Origin of the sequence: Bathymodiolus japonicus methanotrophic gill symbiont (assembly GCF_019721995.1) — a bacterium.
Classification (GTDB): Bacteria; Pseudomonadota; Gammaproteobacteria; order Methylococcales; family Methylomonadaceae; genus Methyloprofundus.
Genome location: NZ_BLYC01000064.1, coordinates 1 through 15,141 on the forward strand (window position 1 = coordinate 1; position 15,141 = coordinate 15,141).

Sequence of the window (15,141 nt, forward strand, 5' to 3'; positions counted from 1 at the left end):
CGCTGAAAATCAGGGAAACGGAGCCTAAGCGAAGTGATGATTTTTAGTCCGCGATAGCCGTAGGGCCGTTATTTTGTCGGAGTCTGAGCGTTAGCGAAGGTGGAGACAAAATAAAAGGCCATCCGACACGGCGTCAAGTCATTTGGAGCCTATGTTCCGACCCCTTGTTGGGTCGGGACGAGGTGACGAGGACGAATCGGGGCCGCCGGAGGCATAAGTGGTCGCGTTAAGTTTTTGCGCTTGCTTGGGCTGGGATGCCCAAAACAAGCTTTCGCAAAAATAGCGACTCCCCGATTCGGATCATATGTGCGTTTCAATCCATCAATTGTTGCTTGGGCGGAGTGAAACGCTTTAAAGCCCATCATCGGTTTTGTTATTTTTTTGATAAAGCGATGATCCTGTTCGATGATGTTATTCAAATATTTAGGAATGTGCACGAAATAACTTCCTGAAGCAGCCAAGCTTGAATAATGAAATATCTCCCCTAAATTAAGGTTATCTTAATTTATTACTCAGTGGTTGTCTTGTGTCATTTCCTTATAAAAAAAATATCGAAAAGTCGATGAAGAAATTTTATGACTCACTTTGTGAAAAAAATAAGCGACGGTATGTCGCCATTGAAAGTGAAAAATTATCTCATGGTGGCGTTAACTCTATTTCAGCTTTATTAGAGTGTGACCCAAAAACTATCCGCCAAGGAAAAAAAGAACTCACCGAATTAGAACTGGATATAACAGGAATCAGACAACCTGGAGGCGGTCGAAAAAAAAGACCTCTACCCCTGAATACAGTGGAATAGATCAAGACTTTTTAGATATTCTTCAACAGCATACAGCAGGCAATCCAATGAATTCATCTATTAGGTGGACTTATCTAAAGCCGCGTGAAATCGTCAGTGATTTATTAAAAAAGGGTTATTCTGTCAGTCGTAATATCGTTCGATATTTATTAAAAAAACATGAATATGTTAAGCGCAAAGCCCAGAAAAACATTACGATGGGTGGTCATCCTGACTGCAATGCTCAATTTGAAAATATTACCCAATTGAAGCAGGACTACCTGGATGCGGGAAACCCTGTTATTAGTATGGATACCAAAAAGAAAGAGTTATTGGGTACTTTTTATCGTAATGGATCGCTCTATACACAAGCAGCCATTCAAACGAATGATCATGATTTCCCTAGCTCTGCAACAGGCAGTGTTATTCCTCATGGGTTTTATGACCTCAAACGAAACACAGGATATATCACGCTTGGAACGAGTCATGATACCAGTGAATTTGCCTGTGATAGCTTATTTCAATGGTGGGTAAACGAGGGTATTATTCATTATCCTAAAGCAAAATCATTGTTGATCCTTTGCGATGGTGGAGGGAGTAACAGCTCACGGCACTACATTTTTAAAGAAGATTTACAAAAGACTGCGAATGCACTTGGATTGGAAATTAGGATTGCCCACTATCCTCCTTATACCTCCAAGTATAATCCCATTGAACATCGTTTTTTTCCTCATGTGACTCGTGCTTGTGAAGGTGTTGTATTTGACTCGGTTGAAACAGTTAAAACATTGATTTCTAGAACATCAACGTCAAAAGGACTAACAACAATTGTTCACATACCCGACAAAATATACGAGACAGGACGAAAATATGCCGCTGACTTCAAAGAAATAATGCCGATTGTATTTGATACACATTTACTAAAATGGAATTACCGTGCAATTCCTCAAGAATAATTAATATCGGGAAGTTGTTTCGTGCTTATTCCTTAACTTGTAATATGTCAATCATAGTGGCAAACCCAGCGAGGATTAACAAGAGGTTAATATTGGCTAATCCTGCATAGTTAGCGCCACTTTTATCCATAACGACCTTATCAGGAAAGCCATTATTGTTAATCGTTTGTTTGAAAAATGCGGTTGCAGCCTCTTCATCACGGTGCTCAGAAAGCATGAAATCAAGCGTATCCCCGTGACTATCAACAGCTCGGTATAAATAGGTCCACTGACCCCTTCACTTTGATATACGTTTCATCCATGCGCCACGATTTATTGGTTTCTCGTTTCTGAGATTTAGCTTTTACAGCAATGGCAGGAGAATAACGGATAACCCAACGATTGAGCGTAGCATGATCCACTTTAACACCTCTTTCTTCCATAATTTCTTCAAGGTCGCGATACGAAACGCCATACCTGACATAAAAGAAAACAGCATAAAGAATGACATCTTTTTGAAAGTGAGTGCCTTTGAAGCTGAGCATGTGATCCACCTTTTATTGAAATTTATTGAACCAATATAAAAGTATTATAGAATAATGATTTTATGATATTGAAAAATCAATATTTATTTTCTTTTATAAGCTCTGCAATACTCGGTTTTCCAATAGATGCAAGCCACAAATCCAGCCCTTCAAGGACTAAATCATTTAATGAGTATTGCCTGGGGACTCTTTACGGTTCTGCCGCATAAATCCCCCTTCCCGACGTTATCTGCTATCATAATTCTCAATTTCAATAAAAGGTGGTTCATATGCTCAGCTTCAAAGGCACCCTCTTTCCATTTGAGTAGCCAGCTAGCCCTGTAACAAGATAGGTGTCCATGGAAAAAATATAAGGATTTTTAATTCTGGTGGGTATAAAACCAAGGTTAGCCATCATAATTACAGTGCCAGCTAGTTTGTACATGTTATCCGCGCCAGCATTAATTATTTCTTTCTTGTCGTTAGCATTCATTTTATTAAAAGTTAAACTATGTCCTTAGTGTGTGATTTAAAAGAGGCAGGTCATTAAACCCTTATTACACCGCGCGTTGCAGGGTGGTCGCACAAGAAAAATAGGTTCACTGTCACATCTAGGAACGTTAATGGCAGGCAATAAAAAGCCCCAATGAAAAAATAAACATTGAGGCTTCTTTATATTTATGATACACTATCAGGTTGGTGCGGAAATAGCTCCTACGCCAAGATGCTTATTTCTTTATCAGAAGAGATAAGCATGTTGTAACCGTAAACAAGTCCTTTCGCAGAGGACAATATTAAACAGCCTGAAAACCAAGCATTACTTAATGATTTGCAGGATCAGGAAGAAAGCGGGGGTTATTATTTAGGGTTAGATAATCCTTTTTAATTTCCCCGCCCTGCCCTATTCAGCCGCCTTTTTAGGTGTTGTTTTTGCCCTTGGTTTTCTGGCTGGTTTATTTGCAGCCTTGGCAATCTCCACAAGTTCGCTTTGTAGCTTGGAATAATCAGCTTTAAGGCTGTATAGCTGGCTATCTTTTTCGGTTAGCTGTGCAACATACCCCGCGTTTTCGCTTATAGTCTTAACGGCGGCCTCCTGCATTTCATTCGCTGAAAATCAGGAAACGGAGCCTAAGCGAAGTGATGATTTTTAGTCCGCGATAGCCGTAGGGCCGTTATTTTGTCGGAGTCTGAGCGTTAGCGAAGGTGGAGACAAAATAAAAGGCCATCCGACACGGCGTCAAGTCATTTGGAGCCTATGTTCCGACCCCTTGTTGGGTCGGGACGAGGTGACGAGGACGAATCGGGGCCGCCGGAGGCATAAGTGGTCGCGTTAAGTTTTTGCTGCTTGCTTGGGCTGGGATGCCCAAAACAAGCTTTCGCAAAAATAGCGACTCCCCATGCTTTTTTATCTGCTCAATAGTTTTTAAATTAGCTTGCTCTAATTCACGCTCTAGCCGTGAGACTTCCCCCGCATATTCTGACAGTTCGGCCTTTGCCTTGGTTATCGCGTCCCCTGCTTCTTTCTGGATGCGTTCGACAGATTCCCCAGCCAGACCAGAGGCCGCCGCCCAAATATCAAAGGCCGCTTTATTCATGGCTTGATTAACGCTTTCAGGCATTTGCAGAATGCGCGGCCTGTTCATCACGCCAGAGTTTGACCATATCACCCACGGTAGAGAAAGACCCGCCTATAACACCTATAACGGCGTTTACAGTCACGTTTTTGTTTTCGTCCTGCACATGGTTACAAGTAGCATTTACCGCCGCTTGTGTAACCTTGCTTTTGCGTTCCATAAATCACCTAATTAATGTAGTAGGAAGTAGTAATATTACTACAAAAAAATAGGATTATTTTCCTTACTTAATTATGTAATTATTTACTTAAAAAATTAAAGATGTAAATACATTTCTATGTGTTTACTTTTATAAATCTTTAATGTTATAATTATTTATGTTTTTAATTATGTAATTATATAAAGATGAGGCTATGAGTAAAGTTATTGCAATTTTGAACCAAAAGGGCGGCGTAGGAAAAACGACCATAGCCGCTAATATAGGGGTTTCTATCCTTAACCGAGGGCATAGCGTCCTTATGGTGGATAGTGACCCGCAAGGCTCTTTACGGGACTGGAGCGCAACAAATGATGGTGGGCTTGTCTCTGTTATTGGGCTAGATCGTGAAACACTGACAAAGGATATTGAAGGCGTAAAAGATCCTTATGATTTTGTCATTATTGACGGAAGAGCCAAGGCCGAAAAAATGGCAGGGGCAGCAATTAGAGCCGCCGATATTGTTTTAATACCCGTTGCACCGTCCGCGCTTGATATATGGGGGGCTTCCGATATAACCGAGGCCATAGCCGCAAGGCATGAAGTTACAGAGGGCAAGCCCGAAACCCGTTTTATTATTAATGCAGCAACCAAAAATACAAAGTTAATTGAAGAAATCAGGCCAGCCACAGAAGAAAGCGGCTTTAAACCCTTGGACACTGTTTTATATAGTAGGGAAATCTACAAGCAGACAATGGGGGAGGGGTTGACTGTACACAGCGGAAAAAACGCTGATGCACTGGAAGAAATCGAAAACTTGACCACTGAAATTATGGAGATTTTGAACAATGAAAGCTAAACCAACACGCAAAGAATTAACGCCCAAAGAGCAAGTTATCAAAGAAGCAATGAAAATTGATAGTGGTGAAACAGTTACTATGACTTTTAAAGTACCTAAAGAATTGCAACAGGGCTATAAAATGGAAGCCTTGAAGAGTGGGGAGAGCATGACGGATGCCTTTATTAAACACATGAAAGAATACATAAAGACTTAAATATTTATTTAAGTCTTTGATTGCTTATTCTTTTACTTATTTAATTGTATAATTATTTATGTATTTAATGGTTTAATTAAATATTTCATTGACTCACTTTGAACCATTGAACCGAAAATGAACCACTAAAAAGGAGGTCATACCATGATTGAATTTTCAAAGGCATGTGTACATGATTTTAGTGCCAAGGATGATAAGGACGCTTTACTTATGCCTTATTATGATACAAGCGACCCACGATATTTTGATAAAGGTAAAAAGAAAATGGCAGAAGACAAAAACGAACATTTTTATGCTTCGGATGGTGCAAAGACTTGGATTGAATTATTAAGAAAAACCGCGCTTTTTGACAAAAAAACAGGAAAATCTTTACTTTCTCAGACCCAGAGAAATTTTAGAAAGGAGCGAGAGGATAGCAAGCAAACTGATATTTTTCATACTCCTATACTTGATATGCCTTGTAAAGATGATTATGGCCTTATGGATATAAACCCTTTTGGACTTGGAAAAAGACCAAGGTTTTCAACAATAACCTATGATTTAAACGATTCTAAAATAACGGTAACAGGTTCGTGGGAATACGGTTTAGCTACTATTTTTGATTACGATATTGTTATATTTATGGTTTCGCATCTTGTTAGACAAATGAATAAATTAAAAAATATAGATGATCTAAAAGAAGACCCAATAAAAGAATACACCATAATTTATAAGGAAACTGGGAAGGGTAGAAAAAAGGATTTAGATATTTATATATCAAAAACCGTAGTTGACCCGCCTAAAACCGTAGTTGACCCGCTGAAACACCTGTTTTATCCTTTTTTTTCAAATACTTGCAGACTCTAAACTCTTTAAACAATATAAACATATATAAACTTATTGAAACAATGCGTTGAGCTTGTGGATAAGTTAAGTCAAAATTAAAAAAAGGGCTGTCCGAGTTAAAAGGATTTTTGGCAAAAGAGGTGGATGAAATAAGATTAACGTACGCTAGAAAACCTACAGTCATACGTAGGCATGTATCGTGTATGACTTCTGTTGAGGGAGAATATCCACCCAAAGGTGCTAGGTTGGATAGAAGGCTTCTACCCGTTATTGCTAAAGGTCGGTTAGATTATTCACGTATTTCTAATTTTGATTATACAGACTTGTGGGCGTTTATATGGCATGCCTATACACATGGGGAGCAATGGTGGCTTACGCCCGAAGAAGAGGCTCTACGTGCGGAAATCTTAGGCTATCCTGACAATAGGTCATTGAAAGATATAGTTTTGGAGGTGTTTGAGTTTACTGATGACAAAACGGGTGAGGTACTTAGTAATAGAACAATTAAAATGACTAACTCCGAGATAATCAATGAGTTGCCTGAGAGTATAATAACTAACAGGTCGAACCAGATGGCTGTAAAAAAAGTGTTAAAGGGTCTTAATGTGAAGCACAATAGGAGGGTTTATTTTATGCCGCCTTTAAGTAAAGCTGATAGCTCAATCCATTAGAGTCAGATTCCCTTGTATTTTCTTATATAAGGGAATATGAATATACCGGATATACGCTAAAAAAAGTTACTTCCCACTAGGGCTGAGAGTCCGCTAAATTAAAGGTCTACTCAAATTGCTCTGATGAACAAGCGATTGGTTATATTATACAGTTTAAGGGATTGCAGTAATTAAACCCAAAGGGAAACTATGGTTTTCCCAACCATGATAATTTATCCTAATTGAGCAAGAAATTGATTTCATTCACGTTTAATAATTAGTTGAAATGAAGTCATGTGCGTGTTGCCCCAGAACATGGTGTGTTTTGAAGCTGAGATGAATAAACGCTTGAGAGCTGTGGCTTTCCCTGAACTGGATACTTCTGAAAATCCGCTGACCGTAGATGTTCAATAAAAAAAGCTCCAAGAAAGGCGGCCAAAGAGGGGTAACTATAAAACCCTAAATTGTAAATGCAATGATTTCGTATAAATATCCATAGGTTGTACGTGACAGTAACCCTAGTCTTTGATTATAAAAGGATTATAGGTATAGTACAATCTATATTATGTTGCACACTAAATAGCGTTTTATTATGAAGTTTAAAAAGTTACTTCCTCCCTAGGGCAAAGAGTCCCCAGAATACTGTTGCTTGTTGCAATAAGCCAACTCTTTATTTTGAAATGGTTTACCGTTTAATCTTTGTTTTCTGTAACAGCTATAACAAACCACATACCCACAATTAGTCAATCGCTTATTGGCGGGCATGTATGCCTCTTAAAGACCCACAAAACCCACAAAACCCTTAATTGGTGTGTATAGTAGGGGCTAGCTGTTAAAGTGCCTTAAAAGCGATATAAAGCGCCTTAGCGAAGAGCTGCCGCGCCATATTTACTGTGAGTTCTCCTTTTTAGAGTACTCGGATTCAATTGTAAAAACACAGGCGCACCATGCTACCTCACGAAATTCCGGGACTCCTGTCGCCGTAATTCGTTCACCTACGCAGCGAACAGGAGATGCTCCAGCCGCCCTGCGTCCGCCACAGACTGAGCACAAAGCAGCTCAGTCATGGCTACCACAAATGGCTCTACGGCTATTCGGGATAAAATTTTAGCCTCCCTCGCGCGCTATCGCGCACTTCGGATTGGCAAATTTCCCTGCGCCTTCTGGAGACTATCAGCCCGTCCGGGGCTGACAGCGAATGAAGTTGGATTATGAAGGCTTTACAATTTGGTTAGATTGTCAAAAACGCGGGGCAGTGAAATTTAGATATAACGCGCAACGTGATATCGGAAACTTTAAACGCAGCAGTCGTTTTTATCTTGATCCAAAAGTACCTAAAGAATGCCAGCAATATTCAGCTAAAACCTACAAAGCAAAAGATCAAAGATATGATCGGGGCCACCTAGTCCCGGCTAATCACCTAGACTACTCAAAGTCAGCGATTAAAGCCTCTAACACGATGACTAATATTCTGCCACAAGCGGCTAATATGAATCGTGGTGCTTGGCTCATGACGGAAGAAATTACCGAATGCTATCGTGATATAGCTGATCTATTAATTATTGGTGGTGTGATCTGGGGTAATAATCCGGATGATGATTATTTTGTTAAATCACATGGTGTAAAAACACCGAGTGCATTCTGGAAGGTAATTATTCGAGGTACTGGATCAAATGAACGCGCGATTGCTTGGATTGTGCCTAACTCTCAAGAAGCGACACGTAAAAAATCCGATGCTTACATTGTTTCGATTAAAGAGATTGAACGAGTCACTGGCGAAATGGTTCCCGTAGCTGATTTTACTAAGTATGATAAATCGTAACTACTCAGCGAAGCTGAGTAGTTCAATGAAATTATAAAGCAAATTCAGGTAACTTTCCCTCAAAGACCAAGGTCATTGCCTGAGTTGCACTTAGACCTTGTTTACGGCACGTTGATAAATACCCTCTGACACGACAAAATATCTCTGCACCCTTGGTACTACGAAAGCAGCCGGATATTTTCTGTTGAACCTTGGTCATCCGAATCGAATTTTCTGCGGCATTATTGGTAAATGGCACCCAGGTATTTGTCATGAAGCGCAAGACATCCTCTTCATAATTAATCAGCCTTTCCAGTAAGTTTCTAGCTTTACTGCGTTTTATTCGCTCCCGTTTTACTTCTTTTCCCTTTTTTACGTTTGGGATCACTTGCAGGTGGTTTACTGCTATTTTTGCTGTTCAGTGTCACTCCATTGAGTAATACCGTGACTAATAATAGAATCACTTCCAGTGCTGATTTTAGCGCAGGCGATATATCACGCTCAGTTTCAAGTAACTGTTTGGCATGACTGATTGCGGAATCAACATCGATGAAGTCTATTTTCAAAGGGTAACCTGTATTGCTTTAAGGACAGGCTTATTATCTCATGGGTTTTAAATCCCGAATTTTCCTTGTTTTAAGCGATTGTAAGGCGAATAAAAAAGTTCTTCGAGGCCGTAGATGTTTAAGGGGACATTTTGTGATGACTATAGCGATAGAAGCAATAAAGCGTGGATTAATCGACTGTTGGGCAGTTTACTAAAAATCACAAAAACCAGACTAAAACCCTGTCAAGAACTTTTTTAATTATTCAGGCGCGCCATGCTACCTCACAACATTCTGGGACTCCTGTCACCAACATTCATTCGCCTACGCAGCGAATGGGAGATGCCCTGGTCGCCCTGCGTCCGTCTCAACTACTCAACTACGCACAAAACCCTGCTCAGTTAAGTCTACCTCAAATGGCTGGACGGCTATTCGGAATGCAATTCTTGCCTCCCTCGCGCGCTACTAGCGCACTTCGGATCAGCGAATTGCCCTGTCGCCTACCAGAGACTAAAAATCATCACTCCGCTTAGGCTCCGTTTCCCTGATTTTAAGCGTACGCTGAGTAGTTACGATAAATCTAACCCTTGGGTCATTCCTAGAGGATGTAATAAAGGGTAATACTTTGGTAAAAATCCTAAATTGAATTCTGTTACAATAAATCAACTTGATTAAATGTAACAGAATTCAATAATGACACCATCGAACTGGGGCGGTAAACGCGAAGGAGCAGGACGTAAACAAGCTCAAGAAACTAATAAGACGCGTGTTGTGCGTGTTGATGAGGCATTAATACCGTTAATTAATGATTTAAAAGACCAATATAAAAAAGGGTGTGCATTAAATAACTTGACTATAGTTACAAATAATCAAGATGCAAAACAACAAACGACCTTATACAATGATCCTGCTTCCGTCAGCATTGTTACTGATTTACAAGAAAAAATATTACAATTAGAAGCTGAGAAGCTGATTATTGAAGCTAAGTTAATAGAAAGAGAAAATATTGGCTTAAAGCTTGTTCAGGAGCGCGATAAAGAGCATTTAAAGGCTGTGCATGCGGACAGTAAAGTAGAAAGCTTAAAGTCGAGTTGCCGGTATTTAAAGCACACTTATGATGAATTATTACACCGAGAATATGATTGCATGGCGATTACAGGTACTGGTGAGCGGTGCAGTAAACCAGCTAAGGTAGATTCTATTCAAAATGGGCTAATGATTCGGGTTTGTTTGCAGCATAAGAAGTTAGCAGAAAATAATAAAAGATAACCTAAAAATAAAAGTGTGTTTTCTTAGCTTTTTAATAAATAAAAAAATAAAATCTAAGTTAGATAAGTTAATAGATAGTTAATAGATGTTACAGAGTGTAAATATGCTCTGTAGGCCTTTACAATCAGGGCATTAAAAAAAAACAGGTTAGACTTTTACAAGGTTTGGTTAGACTTTTACAACAAAAGGTTAGACTTTTACATGCCTTGGTTAGACTTTTACAATAAGGGTTAGACTTTTACAAGGTAGGGATTCAGAAGAATTTTTCTTTAAGTCACGTGTATTTTTACATAAAAGTTTTTGATATACCAATACTTTTAGAGTAATATTGGGACATTCTCGGTTTTTGATATACCAATAAAAATGGCTGATTTCTTACTCCCTGATCGACATAAACAAAGAGACTTTTTTACTTGTGATGTTTTTGATTCATTCAAAGATGATATTGCAAGTATGGAGCATCCTGTTTTTTCGCTATCTAAAAAGCCAGACCATAGAATGCTTGTTTATGAACGTAATGACACAACAATTAAAATAAAGCCAAGCTATACAGGACTTGCGACTATTTTTGATAAAGATATTTTATTGTACTTAGCCAGTGCATTGATGAGTGCTAAAAATTCAGGTGAGAGTATCTCTCAAACGGTACGTTTCACCAGTTACGATTATATTATTTCAACTAATAAAAGCCTAGGTGGAACTCAATATAAGCTTTTAAAAGAAGGGTTAGGGCGGCTTAACGGTACGTTAATTCAAACCAATATTAAGACCAACGGGAAAGAAGTAACAAAGGAATTTGGTTTAATTGATAGCTGGGAAGTTGTAAAAGAAGACACCAAAGGAAAAGCGTTAGCAATTGAAGTAAAGCTGTCTGATTGGTTTTATAGCTCTATTTTAGGTGATGCTGTTTTAACGATTGATAGGGGTTATTTTAGGTTACGGAAGCCCACAGAAAGAAGACTTTATGAGTTAGCTAGAAAACACTGCGGTAATCAAGTAACGTGGAAAATTAGCCTTACTAACCTAAAAGAAAAGCTTGGCATTACATCGCAGATGAAATTATTACGCTTTAATATAAAGCAAATAGCAGAAACAAACCATTTGCCTGAATACAACATATCAATGGAAAATGATGTTGTGATGTTTACACGAAAAGAGCCACCTAAAGAAAGCAAAGCGCCCAAACAACTACCTAAGTATGTAAGTAAAAAATCGGTTGAGAAGTATGCTAGGCCTGGGGAAAGTTATGATCAGGCTGAGAGTAGGATTAAGGGATTGAGGGATGCGTTGAAAGGGTGAGCTTAGAAGCTATAAGAAGTTTGGGGGGATTACACTAACAAATAACTGTTTTACAAATTAGGAGTTCAAAGTGAATACTTTTATCCCAATGTTAGTTATTGCAGCTTCAATTTTTATAGTGGTTGCATTTTCTACTTCATCAGGTGTAAATAGAGAAAAATCTGAATTTGATGCTGAAATAGAAGCTTTTTATCATGAACCTCATATTGTTTATGCGTATAACGATATGGAAAGGTACAAAAAATTAACAACGGATAATTATTTTAAAGTTGAGAGAGATCTTCAGTATATTCGTAGATACTATGAAAATTCAGGGATTGATAAAATTATTTTCTATGAAAAAGTAAATGATAAGACGGTCAATGAAATATCTAATTTTAAGAAATTATTAGTAGCAAGAAATTCAGAATTTTGTAATAGCCCCTATTTTTGTTAAATCTAGCTAGTTTATGGGCTTGAAGTCCATTCGTACGAAAAGTAACGCGAATATACATACTCAGTTGATATTTATTGGATTTAGTCTTATTTTGAGTAAGTTAAATCAATGCCAAATAAAAACTTAAAAACATACTCGGGGAGTCGCTATTTTTGCGAAAGCTTGTTTTGGGCATCCCAGCCCAAGCAAGCAGCAAAAACTTAACGCGACCACTTATGCCTCCGGCGGCCCCGATTCGTCCTCGTCACCTCGTCCCGACCCAACAAGGGGTCGGAACATAGGCTCCAAATGACTTGACGCCGTGTCGGATGGCCTTTTATTTTGTCTCCACCTTCGCTAACGCTCAGACTCCGACAAAATAACGGCCCTACGGCTATCGCGGACTAAAAATCATCACTTCGCTTAGGCTCCGTTTCCCTGATTTTCAGCGTATGACCCCACTATCAGACAAAGACCTCTATTCAGCCATCACCTACGCACGAAATCTCAACGAAACCGAAGGACAAAAAATCCTTACTGATTTTCATATTGAGCAACCTGCCCTAGCTGGAACTATTTTCAATATTTTCTCAAGTATTATTGATGAAAATAATAAAGATATGGGCGCTTACTTTATGGATTTATGTTTTGATTCTTTGTGCGTTTATAGCTATTCTTTTGGTAAAGCTAATCCTCAAACCGAAGAGTGGATCATTGCCAAAATGAGTGAGATTGAAACTGGTATGATCGCTATAAAGAAAAATAAAACTGCCCTGCCCCAGCTTGAGATTGTGCAGCGTAAATTTTACGATGTATTAAAAGACTCTATTGCTGATTATGCTAATGGACATCCTGCTCGTATTCCTTACATAGAGATGACTCAAAACATAATGTTGGCATCGTTAAATTTACTTGAAAGTTTGTATGAAAAAGAACAGGGAACGATTCACTAAAGCAGTTCATACCTTTGAGCATTTAAAGATGAGTTGTATGCCAAAGGAATTTATACCACCCGCCAAAATCCTCCGTTATGTTTATTGCAACAATAAACACTTACAAGATTTAGCATCATCTTATTGTTGATTCTTAACTATAAGGGCTTTTAGCGTTCAGGTGTCGTCGGCTAGAGCATTATATAAATATAAAGCTGCATAGCTATAGAGCTATATACTTTTATAAATATATAGCTTTTAACATCTATACTTATAGTCTTATAAACTATATACTTTTAAACATCTATAACTCTACATTAAAGAACAATGACATTTAAACTTGTAAACATCTGGAATCCTAAAGGTGGACAGGGTAAATCCATGATTGCTATTAATCTTGCAGCTGCAGCCGTTGAAATGGGTTTAAAGCCCTTAGTTATTTGCCAAGATCCCCAAGGCACCTCCAGTATGATTTATGAAGCTGGGCGATTACCTTTTGATGTTATTTCAGCAATCCCTAAAAGCAAACCAGATGCTAATTTAGTTTTGATAGATCATCAAGCTAGTGATTGGGAGTTACCACAAGGACGACTTTTGTTGATGCCTGTAAAACCGGCAAGAACTCAATATAAAACTTATGTGGATGCTAAGGCAATTGCTGAAAAGGCAGGAAAAGAAATAATAACGGTTGTAACGGATGCGCAGCACCATAGAACAGAAGAGCGGGAAACTGCTAAAAGACTTGTAGAAAAAGGAGCCTTAGAAATTCCTGCAAGTGGTGTTTTTAGTCGTGCTGATGCTCAATTAATAAGCATATTCGATAAAGAAATGAATAAAGCTTATAAAATTAAAGATCGTCGAAATGATTTCTTAAAAATATTAGGTGCTATTTTGACTGATGCTTTAGAAGGTAATGAAGGGGATAAAAATGTCTCGTAATGATGCAAGCTGGATGGATGAAGTAGATGAAAAAGCAGAGCAACAAGCAGAGACAGGTAGGCGTCCAAATGCAGAGGCTCCACAACTGGTAAGAAAGGAAGCTAAAGCTCCAGCCAGAGCTACAAAGGGTTTTTACATACAAGAAAAGCATGCAATGGCTTTTGATAAGCTTGTATTTAACCAAAAGCAAGCAAAAGGGAAAAAGGCTCCTGAACTTGCAGAGGAAGCAATAAAAATTCTTTTAAAGAAATATGGTGAGGATGTTAAATCTTTATAACTATATAGATTTATAGATTTATAGATTTATAGATATATAACTTAATAGGTATAAATGATTATAACTATAAAGTTATGGATTAGAGCTAGTAGGTAATGGAAATACACTTGACCCTTAGCATCACTACTCTTCACCATTCTTGGTGAAGAACACGACCACCCTGAATCACCTGAATTCGTATAATAAGTGCATAGCCTCTGGATGTAACAGCTAGCACTACATTGATAGTTTAGAACAAGACTTAAGTGTAGAGTAATACCAATCCCAGAATATTCATGCTGTAATTAGATTATAATTAATCTCCCCCTTACTATTTAGATAAAGAGAGCCAAGAAAATAGCACGTCCAAGAAAGTTACCAATAGAACTGCAAGATTATGATTTTCATGATTTTGCACGAAAAGAAAAACATTCCCGTACTCGTATTCGCTGGTTAGGAATGGCACACCTACAAGAGGGGCGAGAATACTACGAGGTTGCACAATTTTTATGTGTCAGTACCGAAACAGTTCAAAAATGGGTCAAACGATTTAAAGTCTCTGGACTTGATGGGCTTAGAGAATCACCCCGAAGCGGGGCAAAGCGAAAGCTTAAGGAGAATCAAGAAATTGATTTTAAAAATGCAGTGATTGCACTTCAAGAAAATCGTTCCGGTGGTCGAATAACGGGACATGATATACAGCAGTTACTTGCAGACCAGTTTGAAGTTAAGTGTTGTCTCAATAGTGTATACAACCTTCGGGGAGTCGCTATTTTTGCGAAAGCTTGTTTTGGGCATCCCAGCCCAAGCAAGCAGCAAAAACTTAACGCGACCACTTATGCCTCCGGCGGCCCCGATTCGTCCTCGTCACCTCGTCCCGACCCAACAAGGGGTCGGAACATAGGCTCCAAATGACTTGACGCCGTGTCGGATGGCCTTTTATTTTGTCTCCACCTTCGCTAACGCTCAGACTCCGACAAAACAACGGCCCTACGGCTATCGCGGACTAAAAATCATCACTTCGCTTAGGCTACGTTTCCCTGATTTTCAGCGAATGAATCGATTAGATTTAGTTTGGATAACCGTTCGATCAAAACACCCGCAGCAAAGCCAAGAAAAACAAGATGATTTTAAAAAAAATTTAGAGA

General features: G+C 38.7%; 22 protein-coding genes and 5 pseudogenes. 19 read left to right on the top strand and 8 right to left on the bottom strand.

Annotated features, from left to right (window positions below; all coding sequences use genetic code 11):
* Positions 1 to 226: 226 nt before the first annotated feature.
* Positions 227 to 425 (bottom strand): annotated as a pseudogene (locus K6984_RS36765) (DDE-type integrase/transposase/recombinase); the annotation flags it as partial.
* Positions 426 to 526: 101 nt separating this feature from the next.
* On the opposite strand from K6984_RS36765, the gene K6984_RS31815 reads away from it, so the two are divergent.
* Together K6984_RS31815 and K6984_RS27725 are read left to right on the top strand one after the other, a co-directional pair.
* On the top strand, positions 527 to 799 hold the full coding sequence (locus K6984_RS31815; RefSeq protein WP_230988325.1) for a hypothetical protein: 273 nt from the start codon (positions 527 to 529) through the stop codon (positions 797 to 799).
* A complete protein-coding gene (locus K6984_RS27725; RefSeq protein ID WP_230988328.1) occupies positions 796 to 1,734 on the top strand; it encodes an ISAzo13 family transposase in 939 nt (312 codons plus the stop codon). Before K6984_RS31815 ends, K6984_RS27725 begins: the two co-directional genes overlap by 4 nt.
* A 25-nt stretch (positions 1,735 to 1,759) precedes the next feature.
* Here K6984_RS27725 and K6984_RS27730 read toward each other — a convergent pair.
* From K6984_RS27730 to K6984_RS27745, 4 genes and pseudogenes are all read right to left on the bottom strand, one after another.
* Positions 1,760 to 2,258: pseudogene (locus K6984_RS27730) on the bottom strand (IS6 family transposase).
* Between the two features lie 880 nt (positions 2,259 to 3,138).
* The gene (locus tag K6984_RS27735) at positions 3,139 to 3,336 is read right to left on the bottom strand and encodes a hypothetical protein (RefSeq protein ID WP_221898289.1); all 198 of its coding nucleotides are present in this window, start codon (positions 3,334 to 3,336) and stop codon (positions 3,139 to 3,141) included.
* Between the two features lie 154 nt (positions 3,337 to 3,490).
* Positions 3,491 to 3,619, bottom strand: coding sequence for a hypothetical protein (locus K6984_RS35245; protein WP_263458596.1), 129 nt, complete (start codon positions 3,617 to 3,619; stop codon positions 3,491 to 3,493).
* A 229-nt stretch (positions 3,620 to 3,848) separates the two neighbouring features.
* Entirely contained in the window at positions 3,849 to 4,031 is a 183-nt protein-coding gene (locus tag K6984_RS27745; protein ID WP_221898291.1) for a DNA-binding protein, read from the bottom strand.
* A gap of 193 nt (positions 4,032 to 4,224) precedes the next feature.
* Between K6984_RS27745 and parA the strand changes: the two genes are divergently transcribed.
* From parA to K6984_RS27765, 4 genes are all read left to right on the top strand, one after another.
* Positions 4,225 to 4,866, top strand: a complete 642-nt coding sequence (parA, locus tag K6984_RS27750) for a ParA family partition ATPase (RefSeq protein ID WP_087870667.1) — start codon at positions 4,225 to 4,227, stop codon at positions 4,864 to 4,866.
* Complete coding sequence (locus tag K6984_RS27755; RefSeq protein WP_221898292.1) at positions 4,856 to 5,062, top strand: hypothetical protein; 207 nt, start codon at positions 4,856 to 4,858, stop codon at positions 5,060 to 5,062. Before parA ends, K6984_RS27755 begins: the two co-directional genes overlap by 11 nt.
* A 144-nt stretch (positions 5,063 to 5,206) precedes the next feature.
* Complete coding sequence (locus K6984_RS27760) at positions 5,207 to 5,908, top strand: replication initiator protein A (protein ID WP_221898293.1); 702 nt, start codon at positions 5,207 to 5,209, stop codon at positions 5,906 to 5,908.
* A gap of 86 nt (positions 5,909 to 5,994) precedes the next feature.
* Positions 5,995 to 6,558 (top strand): virulence-associated E family protein, encoded by a 564-nt coding sequence (locus K6984_RS27765; RefSeq protein WP_263458904.1) that lies wholly within the window; start codon positions 5,995 to 5,997, stop codon positions 6,556 to 6,558.
* 867 nt (positions 6,559 to 7,425) lie between these two features.
* Here the strand turns inward: K6984_RS27765 and K6984_RS27770 are convergent.
* Positions 7,426 to 7,590 carry a hypothetical protein gene (locus tag K6984_RS27770; RefSeq protein WP_221898295.1) on the bottom strand — a complete coding sequence of 55 codons (165 nt, stop codon included), beginning with the start codon at positions 7,588 to 7,590 and terminating at the stop codon, positions 7,426 to 7,428.
* A 12-nt stretch (positions 7,591 to 7,602) separates the two neighbouring features.
* Between K6984_RS27770 and K6984_RS27775 the strand changes: the two genes are divergently transcribed.
* Entirely contained in the window at positions 7,603 to 7,752 is a 150-nt protein-coding gene (locus K6984_RS27775; protein WP_221898296.1) for a hypothetical protein, read from the top strand.
* On the top strand, positions 7,742 to 8,359 hold the full coding sequence (locus K6984_RS27780; RefSeq protein ID WP_230988326.1) for a DNA/RNA non-specific endonuclease: 618 nt from the start codon (positions 7,742 to 7,744) through the stop codon (positions 8,357 to 8,359). Before K6984_RS27775 ends, K6984_RS27780 begins: the two co-directional genes overlap by 11 nt.
* A gap of 31 nt (positions 8,360 to 8,390) precedes the next feature.
* Here K6984_RS27780 and K6984_RS27785 read toward each other — a convergent pair.
* Positions 8,391 to 8,693: pseudogene (locus K6984_RS27785) on the bottom strand (IS66 family transposase); the annotation flags it as partial.
* Entirely contained in the window at positions 8,668 to 8,802 is a 135-nt protein-coding gene (locus K6984_RS36770; protein WP_420831734.1) for a hypothetical protein, read from the bottom strand. The pseudogene K6984_RS27785 and the gene K6984_RS36770, both read right to left, overlap by 26 nt.
* 416 nt (positions 8,803 to 9,218) lie before the next feature.
* Between K6984_RS36770 and K6984_RS27795 the strand changes: the two genes are divergently transcribed.
* From K6984_RS27795 to K6984_RS27835, 11 genes and pseudogenes are all read left to right on the top strand, one after another.
* The gene (locus tag K6984_RS27795; protein ID WP_221894617.1) at positions 9,219 to 9,416 is read left to right on the top strand and encodes a hypothetical protein; all 198 of its coding nucleotides are present in this window, start codon (positions 9,219 to 9,221) and stop codon (positions 9,414 to 9,416) included.
* A 160-nt stretch (positions 9,417 to 9,576) separates the two neighbouring features.
* Complete coding sequence (locus tag K6984_RS27800; RefSeq protein WP_221898299.1) at positions 9,577 to 10,152, top strand: hypothetical protein; 576 nt, start codon at positions 9,577 to 9,579, stop codon at positions 10,150 to 10,152.
* A 363-nt stretch (positions 10,153 to 10,515) separates the two neighbouring features.
* Positions 10,516 to 11,451, top strand: coding sequence for a replication initiator protein A (locus K6984_RS27805; RefSeq protein ID WP_221898300.1), 936 nt, complete (start codon positions 10,516 to 10,518; stop codon positions 11,449 to 11,451).
* 70 nt (positions 11,452 to 11,521) lie between these two features.
* Positions 11,522 to 11,887 (top strand): hypothetical protein, encoded by a 366-nt coding sequence (locus K6984_RS27810; protein ID WP_221898301.1) that lies wholly within the window; start codon positions 11,522 to 11,524, stop codon positions 11,885 to 11,887.
* A gap of 152 nt (positions 11,888 to 12,039) precedes the next feature.
* Positions 12,040 to 12,168 carry a hypothetical protein gene (locus tag K6984_RS35250; protein WP_263458596.1) on the top strand — a complete coding sequence of 43 codons (129 nt, stop codon included), beginning with the start codon at positions 12,040 to 12,042 and terminating at the stop codon, positions 12,166 to 12,168.
* A 150-nt stretch (positions 12,169 to 12,318) separates the two neighbouring features.
* Positions 12,319 to 12,819, top strand: a complete 501-nt coding sequence (locus K6984_RS27815; RefSeq protein WP_221898302.1) for a hypothetical protein — start codon at positions 12,319 to 12,321, stop codon at positions 12,817 to 12,819.
* A gap of 306 nt (positions 12,820 to 13,125) precedes the next feature.
* Positions 13,126 to 13,737 carry a ParA family protein gene (locus tag K6984_RS27820; protein ID WP_221898303.1) on the top strand — a complete coding sequence of 204 codons (612 nt, stop codon included), beginning with the start codon at positions 13,126 to 13,128 and terminating at the stop codon, positions 13,735 to 13,737.
* A gap of 13 nt (positions 13,738 to 13,750) precedes the next feature.
* Positions 13,751 to 14,014 (top strand): hypothetical protein, encoded by a 264-nt coding sequence (locus K6984_RS27825; RefSeq protein ID WP_221898304.1) that lies wholly within the window; start codon positions 13,751 to 13,753, stop codon positions 14,012 to 14,014.
* 423 nt (positions 14,015 to 14,437) lie between these two features.
* A pseudogene (locus K6984_RS36775) lies at positions 14,438 to 14,737 on the top strand (helix-turn-helix domain-containing protein); the annotation flags it as partial.
* Between the two features lie 31 nt (positions 14,738 to 14,768).
* Complete coding sequence (locus tag K6984_RS35255) at positions 14,769 to 14,897, top strand: hypothetical protein (RefSeq protein ID WP_263458596.1); 129 nt, start codon at positions 14,769 to 14,771, stop codon at positions 14,895 to 14,897.
* Between the two features lie 27 nt (positions 14,898 to 14,924).
* Positions 14,925 to 15,141 (top strand): annotated as a pseudogene (locus tag K6984_RS27835) (hypothetical protein); the annotation flags it as partial.

What these genes read in the sequence shown, in the direction of transcription:
- K6984_RS27735 (WP_221898289.1), bottom strand. Translation starts at nt 3,336, where the DNA reads ATGCAGGAGGCCGCCGTTAAGACTATAAGCGAAAACGCGGGGTATGTT.
- K6984_RS27745 (WP_221898291.1), bottom strand. Translation starts at nt 4,031, where the DNA reads ATGGAACGCAAAAGCAAGGTTACACAAGCGGCGGTAAATGCTACTTGT.
- parA (WP_087870667.1), top strand. Translation starts at nt 4,225, where the DNA reads ATGAGTAAAGTTATTGCAATTTTGAACCAAAAGGGCGGCGTAGGAAAA.
- K6984_RS27755 (WP_221898292.1), top strand. Translation starts at nt 4,856, where the DNA reads ATGAAAGCTAAACCAACACGCAAAGAATTAACGCCCAAAGAGCAAGTT.
- K6984_RS27760 (WP_221898293.1), top strand. Translation starts at nt 5,207, where the DNA reads ATGATTGAATTTTCAAAGGCATGTGTACATGATTTTAGTGCCAAGGAT.
- K6984_RS27775 (WP_221898296.1), top strand. Translation starts at nt 7,603, where the DNA reads ATGGCTACCACAAATGGCTCTACGGCTATTCGGGATAAAATTTTAGCC.
- K6984_RS27795 (WP_221894617.1), top strand. Translation starts at nt 9,219, where the DNA reads ATGGGAGATGCCCTGGTCGCCCTGCGTCCGTCTCAACTACTCAACTAC.
- K6984_RS27800 (WP_221898299.1), top strand. Translation starts at nt 9,577, where the DNA reads ATGACACCATCGAACTGGGGCGGTAAACGCGAAGGAGCAGGACGTAAA.
- K6984_RS27805 (WP_221898300.1), top strand. Translation starts at nt 10,516, where the DNA reads ATGGCTGATTTCTTACTCCCTGATCGACATAAACAAAGAGACTTTTTT.
- K6984_RS27815 (WP_221898302.1), top strand. Translation starts at nt 12,319, where the DNA reads ATGACCCCACTATCAGACAAAGACCTCTATTCAGCCATCACCTACGCA.
- K6984_RS27820 (WP_221898303.1), top strand. Translation starts at nt 13,126, where the DNA reads ATGACATTTAAACTTGTAAACATCTGGAATCCTAAAGGTGGACAGGGT.
- K6984_RS27825 (WP_221898304.1), top strand. Translation starts at nt 13,751, where the DNA reads ATGGATGAAGTAGATGAAAAAGCAGAGCAACAAGCAGAGACAGGTAGG.